The sequence below is a fragment of the Flavobacterium album genome (assembly GCF_003096035.1).
GTDB classification, from domain to species: Bacteria; Bacteroidota; Bacteroidia; order Flavobacteriales; family Flavobacteriaceae; genus Flavobacterium; species Flavobacterium album.
This window is the reverse complement of sequence record NZ_CP029186.1, coordinates 3610261-3628804: the sequence shown is the minus strand read 5'-3', so window position 1 is coordinate 3628804 and position 18544 is coordinate 3610261. Positions and strand designations below refer to the sequence as shown.

Genomic DNA, 18544 nt, shown 5'->3' with positions numbered 1-18544 from the left:
AATTCTGTTGGTTTATAGTTTCACGGTTCAATATTTCATTATACAAGATACATCGCCTGTTTTTCAAATACTTATAAATTTTAATTAAAGTTTTTTACATGATCTTACATGCTATTACAATGACTGAAAGTCTGTGTTATTAATTTATAAGTTTAAAGCAATGATTATTAACTAGTTACGAATGCGCGGCCTAAAGTTTACATGAAAACAGCCTGACATAATTATGTAAATTGTTTTAGCACAACTTTGACATGCCGGGGCCTAAAAAAGGGTGAACTTCACATTTATAACAAATGTCAAAAAAAGGAGTGCAATGAAGCAAAACAACAAACCTTATCATGTCGACCAGGAAGCAAAGCAGCGGGACTTATCCACTAACAAATCCGATTCGACAAACAAGTTCCTTACAACCAACCAGGGGGTGAGGATAAATGACGATAATAATTCCCTCAAAGCGGGAGACCGGGGCCCCTCGCTACTTGAAGATTTTATATTAAGGGAAAAGATCACCCATTTCGACCATGAGCGTATTCCTGAGCGTATCGTGCATGCACGCGGTTCCGGAGCGCACGGTTATTTTGAGGTAACAAACCCTATTCCGCAATTCACAAGGGCGGGCTTTTTGCAGGAAGCGGGACAACGCACACCGGTGTTCGCCCGTTTCTCAACCGTAGCCGGTTTCCGTGGCTCTACCGACCTTGCCCGCGACGTTCGTGGCTTCTCGGTTAAGTTTTATACGCAGGAAGGTATTTATGACCTTGTTGGAAACAATATACCTGTATTCTTTATACAGGATGCCACGAAGTTCCCGGACCTGGTTCACGCTGTGAAGCCCGAGCCGCACAACGAAATTCCGCAGGCTGCATCGGCACACGATACCTTTTGGGACTTCATTTCGCTGATGCCGGAATCGGCACACATGATCATGTGGCTGATGTCTGACAGGGCTATTCCGCGCAGCTACCGCATGATGGAGGGTTTTGGCGTACATACTTTCCGTCTTGTTAATGCACAAAATGAGTCGTTTTTTGTGAAATTCCACTGGAAGCCGAAATTGGGCACTCATGCCGTAGTATGGGATGAAGCGCAAAAGATTTCCGGAAAGGACCCTGATTTTCACAGGAGGGACCTGTGGGAAGCAATAGAAATGGGTAATTTCCCTGAATGGGAATTGGGCATGCAGATCGTTGACGAAGCTGATGAGCAAAAATATGAATTTGACCTTCTGGACCCTACCAAGATAATTCCTGAAGAACTTGTTCCGGTTACTATAGTAGGTAAGATGGTGCTGAACAGGAACCCTGACAATTTCTTTGCCGAGACCGAACAGGTGGCTTTCCATCCCGGGCATGTAGTACCGGGCATCGACTTTACGAATGACCCATTGTTGCAGGGCAGGCTCTTCTCCTATACCGATACGCAACTGCTGCGCCTTGGCGGCCCCAACTTCCATGAAATTCCTATCAACCGCAGCATAGCACCGGTGCACAACAACCAGCGCGATGGCTTTATGCGCCAGGAAATCAATATAGGAAGGGTAAGCTATTCGCCAAATTCACTTGGCGGCGACTGCCCGGTCCAGGCAAGGATAGACCAGGGCGGTTTTGTAAGCTATAACGAGCGTATAGATGCGCATAAGGTGCGCCAGAGGAGCGAGAGCTTTTCCGATCATTTCGGCCAGGCCAGGCTTTTCTTTAACAGCCAGACGGAGGTGGAAAAAGACCACATTGTAAGGGCATTCCGCTTTGAGTTGGGTAAAGTCGAGACCACGGCTATAAGGGTACGCATGATAGGTATTGTAGCACAAATAGATGCCGGCCTTGCCGAAAAAGTAGCTGCCGGATTAAGGCTAACCGTCCCGGCAAAACCGGAGCAGCCAATGAACTATGGCGTATCGCCGGAGCGCAGGGGGCTGGAGCAGGAACCTAAGCTGGTGCCATCTTCGGTAGAGGCATCGCAGGCGCTAAGCATGATCAATAACCCGACTGTAAAGCCTACCATAGCATCGCGAAAAGTGGCTATTGTATGTGCCGATGGCGTAGACGAGAACGCTGTGCTGGCCATGAAGTCAGCACTGATAAGGGAAAGTGCAAAGGGATGTGTTATCGCGCCTTACCTCGGGCATGTACAAACGAACCAGGGCGGCGCTATACCCGTTGACTTCAGTTTCCTTACCAGTTCTTCGGTGCTGTTTGATGCGGTATATATTCCCGGTGGGATGGACCTGAACGAACTTTCGCAAAATCCGGATGCCATGGATTTCATCAGCGATGCTTACAGGCACTGCAAAGTAATAGGAGTGCATGGAAACAGCATTGAGCTTCTGTCAGGCGCGGCATTCGCATCGAAGCTTACCAATGAGGACGAAGGTATCATTATGGATGAAGATATGGAAAATGATATCACAGCCAATTTCATTTCCGCTATGGCCGGCCACAGGGTTTGGGCACGCGAAGCGCAACTATAGATAAACGAATTAAAAAAGATATAAATATGAAAGATACTAAAGGAAAAGCTGCACAAACGCAGAACAACGCAATGGTGGAACCTGCGGGCGACGCTGCTACAGACATGAGGGGACTGTTCCTCGACTCCCTTAAAGACATTTACTGGGCGGAAAATGCGCTTATAAAAGCTCTACCGAAAATGATTGCCAATGCTACATCGCCAATGCTGGCATCGGCCATTACAGAGCACCTTGAGATAACAAAGATACAGGTGGAACGCCTTGATGCCATTTTCGGACTGCTGGGAGAAACTGCCGAAGGTAAAAAGTGCGAGGCGATGGCCGGCCTTGTAAAAGAAGGTGACAATATCCTTGAGGAGACTGCCCCGGGGCCTGTGCGCGATGCGGGTATCATTGCCGCTTCGCAAAAGATCGAGCATTACGAGATTGCTACCTACGGCACATTATGTGCATTTGCGAAAGCGCTCGGCGAAAATGATGCGGTACAGCTGCTGATGCAAACGCTTGCCGAAGAGAAAGAGGCCGATATGGTACTCAGCGATGCGGCCTGCAGCACTATCAACCTTAAAGCTGCCGATAACACATTGAGCGAATCGTTATAATATAAAAGTTAACATTATGTCAGAAAATAAAAATTTCGCCCTTATCACAGGCGCTACAAGTGGAATCGGCTATGAGCTTGCTAAACTTTTTGCCCGCGACGGCTATAACCTCGTGATTGTGGCGCGCCATGCAGACGAACTGGAGAGTAAAGTTAAAGAATTCAGGCAGCAGGGCGTTGAGGTTGTCGCGATCGCGAAGGACCTCTTTAACCGCGACGAAGCCTTTGCACTTTGCGATGAGGTAAGCTCCAGGGGCATACAGGTTGATGTACTTGTGAATAACGCAGGGCAGGGGGTATACGGCCTCTTTAAGGATACGGATGTAGAGCGTGAACTGGCAATAGTAGACCTTAATATCGCGTCTACGATCATCCTGACAAAACACTTCGTAAAAGAAATGATAGCCAGGAACAGCGGCAGGATACTAAACCTTGCCTCTATAGCCAGTACGGTGCCAGGGCCATGGCAGTCGGTTTATCATGGTACAAAGGCATTTGTACTTTCTTTTACCGAAGGCATACGTTCGGAGCTTAAAGATACAGACATTACCATCACCGCTTTATTGCCGGGCGTTACCGATACAGGATTCTTTGCGAAGGCAGATATGCTGGACAGCAAAGCTATTCAGGATGAAGATGACATGGCAGACCCTGCAGATGTTGCCAAAGACGGTTACGAAGCCCTGATGGCCGGAAAAGACAAAGTTGTTTCAGGATTTAAAAACAAGATGCAGGTGGCTATGAGCAATATATTGCCCGACCCGGTTTTGGCAGAGCAGACCAAAAAGCAGCAGGAACCGGCTAAATAGCGCCTGTCCTCATTACCATCCGGGGTAGCGATAATGGAATAAATAAGCTATTACTACTGTAAAGCTGGCATTTTTTCGCTGATGGGCGCTCTTCGGAACCGGGCTTAATGTTTAAAATGAATATTATGAAAGATGGAAAATTGTATTATTTGTGGCTGTACCTGCCGGATAAGATAAAACTGCCGCCATACAGCCGGACAAAGAAACGCCGTGAAGAAATTTACAACAAGGTTATAGATTCCCTTCAGGCGGGAGAAGCAAAACTTTACCAGGCCGGACTTGATAATCCTGATGAAAAAGTTCAGAAATCAAACGAGGAAGTAAGCAAGCTGCATTTATTTACCAGTGTCGTATTGAAATATTATACGACAATGAAAATCGACTTCAGCCTTCCCGATAACTCGCTGATAGACCTGTTCGCGAGACTGATGAAAGGGTCGGAGGATGTGATCATAATTGGAGATAATACCCGCATGCTCATTGATACCGATAAGTACAGGCGCGTTACCCTGGAAGGCCGGAAAAAATGGCTGACAGCGGATTGATACCGCCATAACAGTACAGCTATAATTAATGTAAAATAATAAATTAAAACACTATGAGTGACGACAAATCAAAAACAGGCAGCCCTGACCGTAATCGCATCAATACATCAGAAGATTATGAGGTGCGCTATTGGTCGGAGAAATTCGGAGTAAGCAAACAGGAGCTATTAGATGCTATAAAGTCCTCCGGAAGCAATAACCCTGATAAGGTCGAAGCTTACCTCAGGGAGCAATAGAAAGTTAAAAGATCGTTCAAATACGATCCTTTTTCTTTTGATAAGTATGCCTTGTTTTGTAGTATTACAGGTGTGCTGCCAGGTAGGGCGCTGTCCGGCTTGTCTTGCTTTTTGCTACATGTACAGGAGTTCCTGCGGCTACTATAGTACCTCCCTTGCTGCCCGCGCCGGGGCCTATATCGATAACCCAGTCACTTTCGGCAATAACATCCATGTCGTGCTCAACCACAATTACCGTATTTCCTGCAGTCACTAATCCTTTGAGCTGCACTAACAGCTTTTCAACATCAGAGGGATGCAGCCCGGTAGTCGGCTCATCTAATATATAAAGCGTATTTCCATGCTGCTGCCTTTGCAGTTCTGTAGCAAGTTTGATGCGCTGTGCTTCGCCGCCTGAAAGTTCGGTAGCCGGCTGGCCTAACCGCAGGTAGCCAAGGCCAACCTGCCGTATCGTATCCAGCGCGTGTGCTACCGCCTTATCGCCATTAAAGAATTCGTATGCCTGGTCGACGGTCAGGTTAAGAACCTCTGCAATATTCAGGTCATTATATGTTACCTCAAGGGTTTGTTTGTTATAGCGTGTACCGTCGCAGGTAGGGCACGGGGAATATACGCTTGGCAGGAAAAGCAGTTCTACCATCACAAAACCTTCACCCTGGCAGTGTGGGCATCGTCCTTTGGCAACATTAAAGGAGAACCTTCCGGCATCATACCTTCTCGATTTTGCTAACTTAGTAGAGGCAAACAGTTTCCTGATGTTGTCAAACAGCCCGGTATAGGTTGCAAGATTGGATCTCGGTGTCCTTCCTATGGGTTTTTGGTCGACCACTACAAGCCGCTTTATCAGATCCATTCCCTCAATAATTTTTCCTTCCAGAATTGATGGGGCATTTTGCTCCAGCGGGTCTTCAGCTTCTTCTTTTGCTTCAGCTACAGGGGATCCTAGATATTCCCCAACCAATTCCACAAGCACCTGACTCACAAGGCTGCTTTTTCCGGAACCCGACACTCCTGTAACACTTGTGAATACGCCAAGAGGAAATGCAATGGAAAGATCATTCAGGTTGTTTCTTGTGACACCTTCGAGTTTAAGCCAGCCTTTCGGGTTATTCTCCCGGGGTGAAGCTTTGGCTTTTCGGTCAAAAATGTAATGTTTAGTAATTGAAGCTTCAATATCCCTGAGGCCTTGCGGCGGGCCGCTATACAACACCTGCCCCCCAAGTTCGCCGGCGGCGGGGCCTACATCAACAATCCAGTCGGCATGGCGTATTACATCAATTTCATGTTCGACTACAAACAGTGAATTGCCGGATTGCTTCAGGCGGTCAAGCGCCCTGAGCAGCGCTTCAGTATCAGCAGGGTGAAGCCCGGCCGAAGGTTCGTCGAGAACATAGACCACGCCAAAAAGGTTAGACCGCACCTGGGTGGCAAGGCGCAATCGCTGAAGTTCTCCGGGCGATAGGGTGGGGGTGCTTCTTTCAAGGGTGAGATAACCCAGCCCCAGATCTAAAATGACATTAAGCCTTGCTATAAGATCTTCTGCTATGCGGAAAGCCACAATGGTTTTCTCCGGATGCTCTTTACCGGATTTTGAAAGCTGCTCTGCGAGCGGTGTTACATAGGAGCTGAAAATACCGGCAATTTCCTCTAAGGAGAGCCGGCTCATCTCTGCAATATCATAGCCTGCAAATTTAACCGACAGCGATGCCTTCCTCAACCGCTTGCCATGGCATTCCGGGCAAACGCTGCTGATCATATATTGTGCGACCCTTTTTTTCATCAGGGCGCTTTGGGTGTTTGCAAAGGTGTGCATTACATAACGCTTTGCCCCGGTAAACGTCCCCATATAGTCAGGGGTTAATTTTCTCCTGAGTGCATTACGTACTTCTACGGGAGGACGGTTAGCATAAACCGGAACTACAGGTTGTTCATCGGTAAAGAGTATCCAGTCGCGGGTTTCTTTAGGCAACTCCCGCCAGGGTATATCTACATCGTATCCCAGCGTGGTGAGTATGTCGCGCTGGTTTTGTCCCTGCCACGCCAATGGCCATGCGGCAACTGCACGCTCGCGAATGGTAAGCGAATCATCGGGAACCATAGATTCCTCGGTAACTTCATAAACATTTCCGAGCCCATGGCAAACGGGGCATGCGCCTTCGGGCGTGTTAGGTGAAAAAGCCTCGGCATATATAATGGATTGCCCTTTAGGATAATCACCGGCCCTCGAGTAAAGCATACGGAGCAGGTTGGAGATCGTTGTCACGCTTCCTACCGACGAGCGGGTACTAACCGAGCCACGCTGCTGCTGCAGGGCTACAGCCGGCGGCAATCCCTCGATCTCATCCACTTCGGGTATAGCCATCTGGTTAAAAAGACGCCGTGCATAAGGCGAAACAGAATCAAGGTACCTGCGTTGTGCCTCAGCGTATAGCGTTCCAAATGCCAGTGAAGACTTTCCGGAACCGGAAATGCCCGTAAACACCACAAGAGCATCGCGTGGAATGCTTACATCAATATTTTTGAGATTGTGTTCCCGCGCTCCCTTTACCTTTACAAAGCCGGTAAAATCATTTTTTGCAGAGTTGTCTTTTTTGGTCATTACTGGACGTTTAAGGTTACGAATTTACTGATAGCGTTTGTAATTTACTGCTAATTATATCTTATAAAACATCTCTGTTTTGCATAATTTTTCCGATCATTTACATCCTCATGTCCTTTAAGATAATTTTATAATAGTTTTCAAATCATAGCAACAATGATGTTGTACTTTTAAAATAAAAAGAACGATATGCCACCATTGAATTGCAGAGCCTCTTACAGGATGAGGCCAGATAAAGATCCCGCCATCCCCGAAATCCGCATCAGGAAGATGCGATTATAAAACTTTTGTATTTTCAGATCAGGCCTTCCCGCTATTATGGTTTTGTCCCGACCTGTAATTCGCAGGATTGTGCAATGCATCAGAAAAATTATGTAATCCATTACTGCAGCAAACAAGGTAATTTGTAAAGCCTGCACCCATAACTATTACTCCCGATATAGCCCTGGTACGCTAAATCCGTTGGCCGGCTGGCGTAAATATATCGGGATACCAATTCAGCCGGGATCGCCCCGATGCTAAAAAAGCATAACAACTAAATATAAACAGATGCAACCATCAATCAAACAAACTGCCAGAGAGGCTACTACTACCCGTGTTTCTAATAATGAAGCCCAATCATACGATATGATTGTATTTTGCCACCTCAGGTGGGACTTCGTTTACCAAAGGCCGCAACACATAATAAGCAGGTTCGCGGGCCACAGCAAAATCCTGCTGATAGAGGAGCCATGGCATCGTGACAATGAGCAGGGCAGCAGGCTGAACGTGATAAGTGATACCCTTCACATCCTCCAGCCAAACGTAAAGTCTATCGATGAGATCGCTACCATCCTGCCGCAATACGTTAATAGTGCAAATGTTGCTACAGGCTGGTTTTACTCTGCCTCATTCGTTCGGCTGCTGGATCATTTTAAGTTCGATACCATAGTTTACGATTGCATGGATGAGCTCTCGCTGTTTAAGGGAGCGCCGGAGAAACTGATAGAGCAGGAAAAATACCTGGTTGCTAATGCGGATATAGTGTTTACCGGCGGAAAATCGCTGTATGAATCCAAATCGCTGCTGCACGATAACGTACATTGTTTCCCAAGTTCTGTAGACCAGGCGCATTTCGCAAAGGCCCAGAACGGCATTGCGATTCCGGAAGATATCAGCACGATCCCGTCTCCGATTGTAGGCTACTTCGGGGTTATTGACGAGCGTATTGACCTGGAACTGCTAAAGGAAACAGCTGCCCTGAAGCCGGATGTTTCCTTTGTAATGATAGGGCCGCTTGCCAAGATTGGCGAACATGAGCTGCCGCGACTTGATAACATCCATTACCTCGGAATGAAAGGCTACAACGAGCTTCCGGCGTACCTGAAAGCATTCGCCATAGCGATGATGCCTTTTGCCCTGAACGATGCGACAAAGTTTATCAGCCCGACCAAAACCCTGGAGTATATGGCTGCTGGAAAACCAATTATTTCGACTGCCATACGCGATGTCGTGCGCGATTACAAGAATTGCGTGCCTATCGTAGCTACTCCGCAGGAATTTGCAGCCGCTATAGACGAGGCGATTAAAGGCCACCAAAATCCTTTTATATCGAATAAATATAAACTGATTCTCGAAAATACTTCATGGGATGCTACCGCCAACAAGATGAACGAACTAATTAAAGAGAATGCTATAGTATGAGGAGTGCAGATATAGTAATTATCGGGGCAGGAATATCGGGTGCTGTTCTCGCTGAGCAGTATGCCAAAGCAGGAAAGAAAGTGCTGGTTATTGAAAAAAGGAATCATATAGCAGGCAACTGCTATGATTATACAGATGAGAACGGTATCCTGGTCTCTAAATACGGTGCCCATCTTTTTCATACTAATGAAGAACAGGTATGGGAATATGTAAACAAGTTTGCCGACTGGTATCCCTGGGAGCACAAGGTACTCGCCAACGTAGATGGTTCATTGGTGCCAATCCCTGTAAATATAACAACCGTCAATGCGCTGTTTGGCACGGCTATAAGCTCTGAAGCCGAAATGAAAGACTGGCTGGACGAAAACAGGCAGGCCGTTGATGCCCCTGCGGATGGCAGGGAAGCAGCCCTGAACAAGGTTGGGCCGGTGCTGTATGAAAAGATGTTCAGGCACTACACAAAAAAACAATGGGATAAATATCCGGAAGAACTTGATGCATCTGTACTGGATCGCATACCTGTCCGGACAAATTATGATGACCGGTATTTTTCGGATACCTACCAGGCGCTGCCGAAAGGAGGTTATACAAAGTTGTTCGAACGCATACTCGACCATCCTAATATCGAGGTCGTATTAAATATTGATTTCTTTGAAATACGGGAACAGATTGAAGGCTACGAAAAACTTTTTTATACGGGCCCTATCGACCGCTTTTTTGACTTTAAGCACAGCCTTGAGGACAAGCTGGAATACAGGTCGATCAATTTTGTTAGTGAAACCGTTGATACCGAATTCTTCCAGGAAAATTCCGTGGTTAACTATCCCGGGCAGGAAGTAGACTTTACAAGGATCATCGAATACAAACACTTTGGCAGCCAGCAATCTGAAAAGACAACTGTAGTCAGGGAATATACAACCGATGAAGGGGAGCCTTATTACCCGGTTCCTAATCCGAAGAACCAGGAGATCTATGAAAAATACAGGGATGAAGCTGCATTGGTTCTGGATGTCTATTTTGTAGGGAGGCTTGCCAATTACAAGTATTTCAATATGGATCAGGCTTTCAAGAATGCCCTTGATCTTTTTAAGGCACTAGAGAAGGATGTCGATATAACCCTAACACCAGCAAGCTTATGAGTCCTTTCCGGTCTTTCTTTATGGGCGGCTACGAATGTGCCGACCATATCAACCGTTCCGGGGACCGTGTCAACCTCCTTAAAGAAACGGAGCACGACCTCCGTGCTGGAGAGGATTATGATGGACTTGCCAACCTGGGAATTAAGGTAGTCCGCGAGGGCATTTGTTGGAGCGCGGTGGAAACCGCCCCGTTCGTTTTTGACTTTTCTGAGGTGGGAAACCGCATACGCCTTGCTGATGAGAAGGGCATCCAGGTGATTTGGGACTTGTGCCATTTTGGATACCCCGATGGTATCTACCCCACGCATCCCCATTTCTGCCGACGGTTTACAGCGCTGTGCCAAGCTTTTGGCGAATTTTACCACAGCGTTTCTTCAGAGCCACTCTTTGTCGTGCCTATTAATGAGATCAGCTTCCTGTCATGGCATTCGGGCGACGTGCGGGGTACCGTGCCATTCGCGGTCAACTGCGGCTTTGATATAAAATACCATCTCTGTAAGGCCGCGCTTGAAGGCATAAGAGTGCTTAAAGTCGTATCGCCTGACTGCCGCATTATTCTTGTAGAACCGCTTATATGTATTCACGGCAGGCCGGAAGATGACCCGGATCATCTCAGCAACCTGAACGGGCACCAGTTCCAGGCAATGGACATCATTGCCGGCAGGATGTGCCCCGAACTGGGGGGCAGCGAGGAATATCTGGATATCCTGGGCTTTAATTACTACTGGAGCAGCCAGTGGGAACACGGCACAGGGACACTGCCATGGCCGGAAACAGAGCTAAAGCGGGCACGGGTTGCCGATTTGCTGCGTATGGCATACCTTAGGTATAAAAAGCCGATCTTCCTGTCAGAGACCGGGCATTTCGGCGAAGGCCGCGCAGAATGGATCGATGAGATCACGGCGGAGTGCGTGGCAGTGCTTAATGACAATATACCGCTGCTTGGCGCCTGCATCTATCCCGTGACCGACCGCCCTGATTGGGACGACCTGTCCAGCTACAGCAATTGCGGCATTTATGACCTTGACCTCTACAAAAACCGCGTACTGTGTCCCGACACGGCAGCTGCACTGTTTCGTTGCAACGCTCTTATAGCAACACCTGAAAGTACAGTGTCCGGCGCAGCCTATTTTCAGGCAGAACCTGAAACAGCGGCACCGTTGTTAACGTAATAATTTTCATGCTCAATACAGGTATTATAAACAATAGCCTTCATTTATTGAGAGCCCTCAAAATTAGATTTTTCTCCTAAGTCCTAATGATGTAAGCTTTGGTAGAAATGATGTAAAGAGAAGCTGTTAATAAGTGGTAATTTAGAAACTATATAACTAAAATAAATAAGCCAGACTATGCTAGCAATGAATTATAGAGGGCCCTACAGGGTAAGAGTAGACAGGGATGCCCCCATTCCTGAGATCGAACATCCGGAGGATGCTATTGTACGTGTCCTTCGCTCCTGCATTTGCGGTTCCGACCTTCACCTGTATCATGGACTTGTGCCCGACACCCGTGTGGGCAGCACCTTTGGCCACGAATTTATCGGTGAGGTGGTGGAGACAGGTTCTTCCGTACACAAGCTGAAAGTAGGTGACAGGGTAATGGTACCCTTTAACATCGCCTGTGGAAAGTGCGCTTTTTGCCGTCAGGAACTCTATGGCAATTGCCACGAGTCCAATGCACAGGCAACTGCTGTAGGTGGTATCTTCGGTTACTCCCATACGGCAGGCGGTTATAACGGCGGGCAGGCGGAGTTTGTACGGGTGCCGTATGCTGACGTGGGCCCAACGGTGATACCGGAGTGGATGGATCCTGATGATGCCGTCCTCCTGACCGATGTGGTGCCAACCGGCTACCAGGCGGCAGAAATGGGAGGCATACTTCCGGGAGATACAGTAGTAGTCTTCGGAGCAGGTCCGATAGGAATCATGGCCGCGAAGTCTGCCTGGCTATTTGGTGCGGGCAGGGTTATCGTTATTGATAACCTTGATTACCGCCTGGAATTCGTCCAAAAATTTGCCCAGTGTGAGGCGTATAATTTCAGTTTTATGGAAGACCCTGTAGAATTTTTAAAAAAAGCCACCGACTCCTTAGGTGCTGATGTGTGTATCGATGCCGTGGGTTGCGAGGCCACCGGCAATACATTGAACTATATTATGGGAACCAAACTGATGCTTCAGGGAGGGTCTACCACCGCATTGCACTGGGCTATAAATTCTGTGAAGAAGGGCGGCATTGTTTCTATTGTAGGCGTGTACGGCCCGATAGATGCGCTTGTACCGATAGGAAATGTGGTGAATAAAGGCATTACAATACGCGCCAACCAGGCCTCTGTAAAAAGATTGCTGCCAAGGCTGATCGAGCATGTGAAGAATGGGGTTATTAATCCTAAAGAGATCATTACACACCGCATTCCGTTGGAGGAAGCCGCGGAAGGTTACCATATATTTTCGTCCAAGCTCGACAGCTGCATCAAGACCGTACTTATACCGCCATCAGCAACTATATAAAACTAAAACCATGGAAAATAATAATAATCTGCCTGCAGTACCTTCAAATGCGCTAAGCGAAGGGTACAGCCATATAAAAGGGTGGGGTATCGACGCCGACCTGAAAAATGACCCTACCTACCCGATAAAAAGGCGCACTGATGAAGAACGCTTTGGTTATACCTGGGAAAGGCCTGCGCAGCAAGCCCGGGATGTGGAGATACTGACGTCTACCGAGCGCAATAACCTTCCGGCCGTTTTTGGCACTACGCTGCCGCCATCGGGACTGAGCGGCGCCATCAGAAGGTTTGCCTTCAAATACAGTGAATCGGATTATGCGCATTGGTTGCCGCTGATGCTTGCCGACAGGGTAGGTGTGGCGGAGGGCATAATCAGTGACCTAAGCCGTGGCCATATACCTGACTACTTCAATGAGCGGGGCTGGGGCGCCGAAATGGAATACAACAGGAAGAATTTCCTGCTAAAGGTAGCCGCCGGAGCGGCTGTGGCAACAGCGATCACGGCATTACTGATTTACCGCAAAAGGCAAAAAAATCAGTAATATCTTCGCATAAAAAATGGAATCAGGCGGTTCTGGCAAAATGTACCAGGCTGTGATGGCTGTGCGGGCACCGGTCATCCGGCAGTTCAAGGTGCTGCAGGGCCAGCTCCCCATTTTTTAGGGCGCTGAGACATTGATCATAAATGGCATCCCTGGTAGCCAATGCTGCTATGTCAAGTTCGAGGCGTATCTCTACAACAGTTTCGCACCGGTAAGGTGCAAAGAAATACGCGCGTGTATTATCCGAATCATAGTTTCCGGACCAATTGAAATCTGCCAGCTGAAAATTGTGGCCCAGAAATTTTTCAAGCACAATTTTCCTGACTCTGTCAGCTGCGTTAACGCTTTCTGCGCGCAGGCCGAGTTTATCCTCGTCAACAAAGGTCATTGTGTAAATAGGCATAGTAAGTGATTTGTAATTCAATATGCAGTAATAATGCCAGCAACCGGTTTATCAATCATAAATATTTGCTAATTATTTTCGCGGGGATACCTCTCGTAAATAATTGTTTTACGCTGTAATTCAGGGAGTTTCTATGTGCATCAGTTTGCATATGTATCAGAATTCTTTGCTTTTCCAAAACGTTGCATAGTATCCTGCTTCCGGAGATGTAAAAATCCAAACAGGCGTTGACCGGAACCATCCGGATGCAATGATTATGATGAATTATATAACTGTTTTAGATTTTAAAATCGCCAAATTTGATCTTCTGCATTTGTAATTGAACAAATAATAATACGATCTCCCGACCATGAAACCAATTACTACAAAAATCCATGGATTTCTTGACTACGGCACAGGTGTATTGCTTATAGCAATGCCCTGGATACTCCGCCTTGCCCTTGATACACCGGCCGCCCTTTCCTTTCTTATAGCGGGGGTGGCAGCATTGTTCTACAGCTTGCACACACGCTATGAGCTGGGCCTGATACGCGCCATACCCATGCATGTCCATTTGGCGCTTGATGCGATCTCCGGTGTCATTTTAGCGCTGTCGCCGTGGCTTTTCGGCTTTTCCGATACACTGTATCTTCCACATGCTATACTGGGTGTTTTTGAGATCATGGCGGCACTGATGACCAAAACCAGGACATCACTTGGTTAATTTGCCAGAAAGCGGGTTGAGCATAAAGAAGATTTTATTTGCGAACTGGTGCTTAGCACTGCCAAAAAATAATTTATAATTAAGCAAATCATGAAACAAAGCGACGATAACCATATAATCCCGATGACCTCATTTTCGGCGGGAAAAGGCAGGGAGGTAAGGCCCGATGTGTATTATTACACCAACCAGATCGTAAACGTAATATTTATAGGGCATCCAAATGAGGGAAAATGGATACTCATTGATGCCGGAATGCCAAAGTCGGGCGCCGCCATTATTGCAGCCGCGGAAGAACGCTTTGGTAAAGGAACCAAACCTATAGCAATCCTGCTTACGCATGGGCATTTTGACCATGTTGGAAGCATAGTCCACCTATTGGAAGAATGGAAAGATGTGCCTGTCTATGCGCATGTGGAAGAGTTTCCGTTCCTTACGGGCGAGCTTGCCTATCCCGAACCGGATCCGGGTGTAGAAGGCGGTGGGCTTCTTGCAAAAATATCCTCCATATATCCGCATGAGCCGATTGACATACAGGAAGTTTTGATGCTGCTTCCCGCAGATGGCAGCGTGCCTGACCTCCCCGGATGGCAGTGGGTGCACACGCCTGGCCATTCTCCGGGGCATGTGTCTTTTTTCAGGGAAAGCGACAGGACGCTCATTGCCGGAGATGCCTTTGTTACCGTACAGCAGGATTCCTTTTACAAAGTGCTTATCCAGAAAGAAGAAGTCCATGGCCCGCCGCCCTACCTTACAACCGACTGGAGGCTGGCGCGTGAATCTGTACGCAGGCTGAATATGCTTCAGCCTCAGTTAGCCATTACTGGCCACGGAACACACATGGAAGACGGGGAGCTGCTCTCAGGCCTGCACAAACTGGCAGTCGAATTCGACAGTGTAGCGCTACCGAAATATGGCAAATATGTACAGGAAGGCGACCACGAAGGGAGCAACAGCAGTATTCACTAATTTATTTACCGGCAAAACCGGAAATTCGGACACATTATTATAATAATAGCGCCTAATTTCCGGAAGCCTATTTATATCACCTTACTTTGCCTATGGCAATTCTAAGGTAAAATATCTTCAATACATTACCTATCATTAAAAGTTGCTTTCAAGCAGCTTTTTTTATGTTTAAGGCCTTCAGAATTCTAAAAAAAACCTCATACAACTACGTATGTCTAAAGTCTTTCACTAAGAATTTAGCGATTATGTTTCCTTCATCCTATAGCATCCTGTTTGCCTGACAGCGGGTAGCTGCTCCTCATTAAATTATATTAAAAACCCTTTATAATGGTACCGCAAGTTCCCGGTTATATGCCGAAGCGAACTTATGTGCTAAATCCTGTTGTTTGTTACACGATGCATAACGTTCGTTAAACGGTTACTATGCATTCATGGAAGTGGATATACTTTTACGATGATTAACCGTATTTATTAACGGCAGAATCTGGTTTTCGGGAGGCATGAGCACAGTACTGACAAATAGTAAATCACCCCGGGATTTACATAGAGTTCAAGTAAACATTTTAGATACCTGGTACTGTGCCTCATTTTATAATTAGTCATTAATGCATCTAATATTTATACCATGAAGAGAATCGTTTTAATTTTTGCGCTTTTAAGCAGCCTGCTTTCCTATCCCTACGGGCTTTCGGAGGAATTAGGAAGGGCAGGCCTCAAATTCGGCAGTACTGTAGAATTTGACGACGATGGTGACGGCCCACCGGTAGAAGACCCGCCTGCACCTATTGATGACTGGATACCTTACGCCATGACCTTCGGGGTGCTGATTGGAGCTGGTTATTACTTACAGGGCCGGACTACCCGGAAACCAGAATAATCCCTGCAGGCCGGGATTTAATGACTAACCGTTTAATAACCAAATAGTATGATTGATAAATACAAACACTTTTCGGCAGTAAAGCTATTACCGCTGTTTTATTTGTTTTGTGCCGCGCCGGTTTCAGGGCTGTATGCCCAGGTACAAAACAATGCATCGCTCTACATTGGCGAAGGTGCAAACATGCACGTAAGCCAGGGCACTTATAATTTTGGCACAGGTGCAGCCTCTACGGTTACTTCACGCAGCACAAACTATGGCGTACTCTCTTTTGCTGCTGCAGTAAGTTCGGCCAACGCATCAAACAGCCATTTTATAAATGGGTACTTCAGGTATTACGGCACTGATGCTGTAATAGCGCCTGTAGGGAGTAATGCTGTGCTTGCCCCAGTTAGGCTTGTTCCTGCTACAACTTCGGGGGTAGATGTCGCTTATGTTCGCAATGTGCCTACCGAGGTTGGTACGTCGGTATCTTCGTATGTAAACCAAATCTCGGCAATAGAGTACTGGAAATTAAGTGGCGCTTCGGCTGCAGTGATTACCCTTACATGGCGGGCATCCAGCAACATTAGCAGTATGCTTACTACTTCATTATCCGACCTTACTATAGTAGGGTATAATGGCAGCGAATGGGTAGAGATTCCCTCAACTTTTGACACTGTAGCGCTGGATGGAAGTGCATCGACGCCAACCGCAGGCTCAATAACCAGCACGTCTGCTGTGAGCCCCGGGACTTATTCCGCTGTCACTTTAGGTGTTAAGATCGATACTTCATGCTTCCCTATCCTGGCATCGTCAGGCAATATCAAGACATGGAATGGTTCTTCATGGTCGCCTTCGGCACCCCAGGCTAACGACCCCGTTGTTATCAACGCGCCTTTTTCAGGCAGCCTGACGTGCCATTCGATTACCATGAACGCCAATTACACACTTGCCGATGGCGACGTGCTGGATGTAGTGCGTGGCTTTACCGGAAACGGAACCGTGATCATGAGTCCGGAGGCCAGCCTGTTGCAGCGCGATGGCAGCGCTGCTCCGCCAAAAATACAAATCAGTAAAATTACAAACCCTATGCGCAGGTTTGACTACGTGTTCCTGAGCAGCCCGATAAATGATTTTGCTACATTTTTTGGCCACATCAGCAGTGCGTCAAACGCAGCTGTAAACGGTTCGTACGATACGTATCCCAATTCGGCATTCTATAATTTCTTTACCGACAATAATGGTACAAACTCTATACCGGTTACGGCGTCAAACGTGCCTATTGGGCGCGGACTTGCTGCTACGGTAAGATATACACAGGGTCCTTACAACACTTCTACCGCAGCAGGGGCGTGGTATACTGAAAAATACCCCGTACATATTAAAACAGAAGGTACTGCCAACAACGGGCCTATTATTGTGCCGGTACCCGATGCGGCAGGGTGGGTGCGTATAGGAAATCCTTACCCATCTCCTCTGAATGCAGTGAAGCTGCTGGATGCAATGGGTGGCAATTTCAGGAAAACCATTTATTTCTGGACCTACAATACACCAAGGCAGGGCCTTCAAAACAGCGCTACCAACTATAATGATGCAGATTATGCTGTGTATAACTATTCCGGTGGGGTGGCTGCATGCCAGGGATGCCAGGTGCCAAGTGGCTATATAGCTACAATGCAATCGGTATACGTGCGTAAGATCAACCCTTCGCCTATAACCTTCAGCCTTACAAACTGTATCCGGAATCTGTCGGGCAACGATAACTTTTTCAGGAATAATGAAGCGCAGACAGGCAAGTTCTGGCTTAACCTTAACGGCAGCAGCGGCTCTTTCAGCCAGGTACTTATAGCATACAGCTCTGCAGGTACAACCGCTTACGATAACGGTTACGATTCTACCAGGCTGGGCAATGTGAGTACCTCCGAGTTCAATTCACTTATAGAGGGGAGCACTACAGGATATGCCATCCAGACCAGGCCACTTTTTGAACCTACCGATATTGTGCCGCTCCAGGTGGTAAAACGTGCAGAGGAAACCTTTAGTGTTACTTATAACGACGGTGACGGCGTGTTTGCAACCGACGACGTTACTATTTACCTGCACGACAAGCTGCTGGGCCTGTACCATAACCTAAAAGAAAACGGCCCTTACACCTTTGCACAGGCAGAGAATGTGAACACCGACCGTTTTGAAGTGGTATATAATGCCGAAGTGCTTTCGGGTAACGAGTTTACAGCTTATGGTGCATTTGCCTACGCTAAAGACCATACGTTTTATGCACATGCAGGGCTTGAAATGAAGCAGGTTGAGATTTTTGACCTTACAGGAAGGCTGGTGCAGGTATATAAAGATATCAACGATATGAAGCTTAGCAGGCCGTTTAACCACGAGCAGGCCGTTTACCTGGCTAAAATTACCCTTATAAACGGGGCTGTAGTGAAACAGAAAGTAATTAACTATTAATCTTTAATGGTTAAACCGCTAAA

At 47.1% G+C, this 18544-nt stretch carries 16 protein-coding genes; 14 read left to right on the top strand and 2 right to left on the bottom strand.

The features are described from left to right. The first annotated feature begins 313 nt into the window (after positions 1-313). The 5 genes from HYN59_RS16315 (at position 314) to HYN59_RS16295 (ending at position 4658) form a co-directional block, all read left to right on the top strand. Positions 314-2467, top strand: a complete 2154-nt coding sequence (locus tag HYN59_RS16315) for a catalase (RefSeq protein WP_108779297.1) — start codon at positions 314-316, stop codon at positions 2465-2467. A gap of 26 nt (positions 2468-2493) precedes the next feature. Further along, the gene (locus tag HYN59_RS16310) at positions 2494-3069 is read left to right on the top strand and encodes a YciE/YciF ferroxidase family protein (protein ID WP_108779296.1); all 576 of its coding nucleotides are present in this window, start codon (positions 2494-2496) and stop codon (positions 3067-3069) included. 16 nt (positions 3070-3085) lie between these two features. Beyond that, on the top strand, positions 3086-3877 hold the full coding sequence (locus HYN59_RS16305) for an SDR family NAD(P)-dependent oxidoreductase (protein ID WP_108779295.1): 792 nt from the start codon (positions 3086-3088) through the stop codon (positions 3875-3877). A gap of 125 nt (positions 3878-4002) precedes the next feature. Further along, complete coding sequence (locus HYN59_RS16300) at positions 4003-4422, top strand: hypothetical protein (RefSeq protein WP_146185971.1); 420 nt, start codon at positions 4003-4005, stop codon at positions 4420-4422. Between the two features lie 53 nt (positions 4423-4475). Further along, on the top strand, positions 4476-4658 hold the full coding sequence (locus tag HYN59_RS16295; protein ID WP_108779293.1) for a DUF3606 domain-containing protein: 183 nt from the start codon (positions 4476-4478) through the stop codon (positions 4656-4658). Positions 4659-4722: 64 nt separating this feature from the next. Here the strand turns inward: HYN59_RS16295 and uvrA are convergent, their stop codons facing one another. Then, entirely contained in the window at positions 4723-7257 is a 2535-nt protein-coding gene (uvrA, locus tag HYN59_RS16290; RefSeq protein WP_108779292.1) for an excinuclease ABC subunit UvrA, read from the bottom strand. A gap of 549 nt (positions 7258-7806) precedes the next feature. Between uvrA and HYN59_RS16285 the strand changes: the two genes are divergently transcribed. From HYN59_RS16285 to HYN59_RS16265, 5 genes are all read left to right on the top strand, one after another. Continuing rightward, a complete protein-coding gene (locus HYN59_RS16285) occupies positions 7807-8940 on the top strand; it encodes a glycosyltransferase (protein ID WP_108779291.1) in 1134 nt (377 codons plus the stop codon). Continuing rightward, positions 8937-10079 carry a UDP-galactopyranose mutase gene (gene glf / locus HYN59_RS16280; RefSeq protein ID WP_108779290.1) on the top strand — a complete coding sequence of 381 codons (1143 nt, stop codon included), beginning with the start codon at positions 8937-8939 and terminating at the stop codon, positions 10077-10079. Before HYN59_RS16285 ends, glf begins: the two co-directional genes overlap by 4 nt. Beyond that, a complete protein-coding gene (locus tag HYN59_RS16275; RefSeq protein WP_181369468.1) occupies positions 10076-11251 on the top strand; it encodes a glycoside hydrolase family protein in 1176 nt (391 codons plus the stop codon). The genes glf and HYN59_RS16275 overlap by 4 nt, the downstream gene beginning before the upstream one ends. A gap of 177 nt (positions 11252-11428) precedes the next feature. Further along, entirely contained in the window at positions 11429-12586 is a 1158-nt protein-coding gene (locus HYN59_RS16270; protein WP_108779289.1) for a zinc-dependent alcohol dehydrogenase, read from the top strand. Between the two features lie 10 nt (positions 12587-12596). Beyond that, entirely contained in the window at positions 12597-13127 is a 531-nt protein-coding gene (locus HYN59_RS16265) for a hypothetical protein (RefSeq protein ID WP_108779288.1), read from the top strand. Between the two features lie 22 nt (positions 13128-13149). On the opposite strand, the gene HYN59_RS16260 is transcribed toward HYN59_RS16265, so the two are convergent. Beyond that, entirely contained in the window at positions 13150-13530 is a 381-nt protein-coding gene (locus tag HYN59_RS16260) for a hypothetical protein (protein WP_146185970.1), read from the bottom strand. Positions 13531-13879: 349 nt separating this feature from the next. On the opposite strand from HYN59_RS16260, the gene HYN59_RS16255 reads away from it, so the two are divergent. From HYN59_RS16255 to HYN59_RS16240, 4 genes are all read left to right on the top strand, one after another. Continuing rightward, a complete protein-coding gene (locus tag HYN59_RS16255; protein ID WP_108779286.1) occupies positions 13880-14233 on the top strand; it encodes an SPW repeat domain-containing protein in 354 nt (117 codons plus the stop codon). 90 nt (positions 14234-14323) lie between these two features. Continuing rightward, the gene (locus tag HYN59_RS16250; RefSeq protein WP_108779285.1) at positions 14324-15199 is read left to right on the top strand and encodes an MBL fold metallo-hydrolase; all 876 of its coding nucleotides are present in this window, start codon (positions 14324-14326) and stop codon (positions 15197-15199) included. A 625-nt stretch (positions 15200-15824) separates the two neighbouring features. Continuing rightward, positions 15825-16076, top strand: coding sequence for a hypothetical protein (locus HYN59_RS16245; RefSeq protein ID WP_108779284.1), 252 nt, complete (start codon positions 15825-15827; stop codon positions 16074-16076). Positions 16077-16124: 48 nt separating this feature from the next. Next, on the top strand, positions 16125-18521 hold the full coding sequence (locus tag HYN59_RS16240; protein ID WP_108779283.1) for a hypothetical protein: 2397 nt from the start codon (positions 16125-16127) through the stop codon (positions 18519-18521). The last annotated feature ends 23 nt before the right edge of the window (positions 18522-18544 follow it).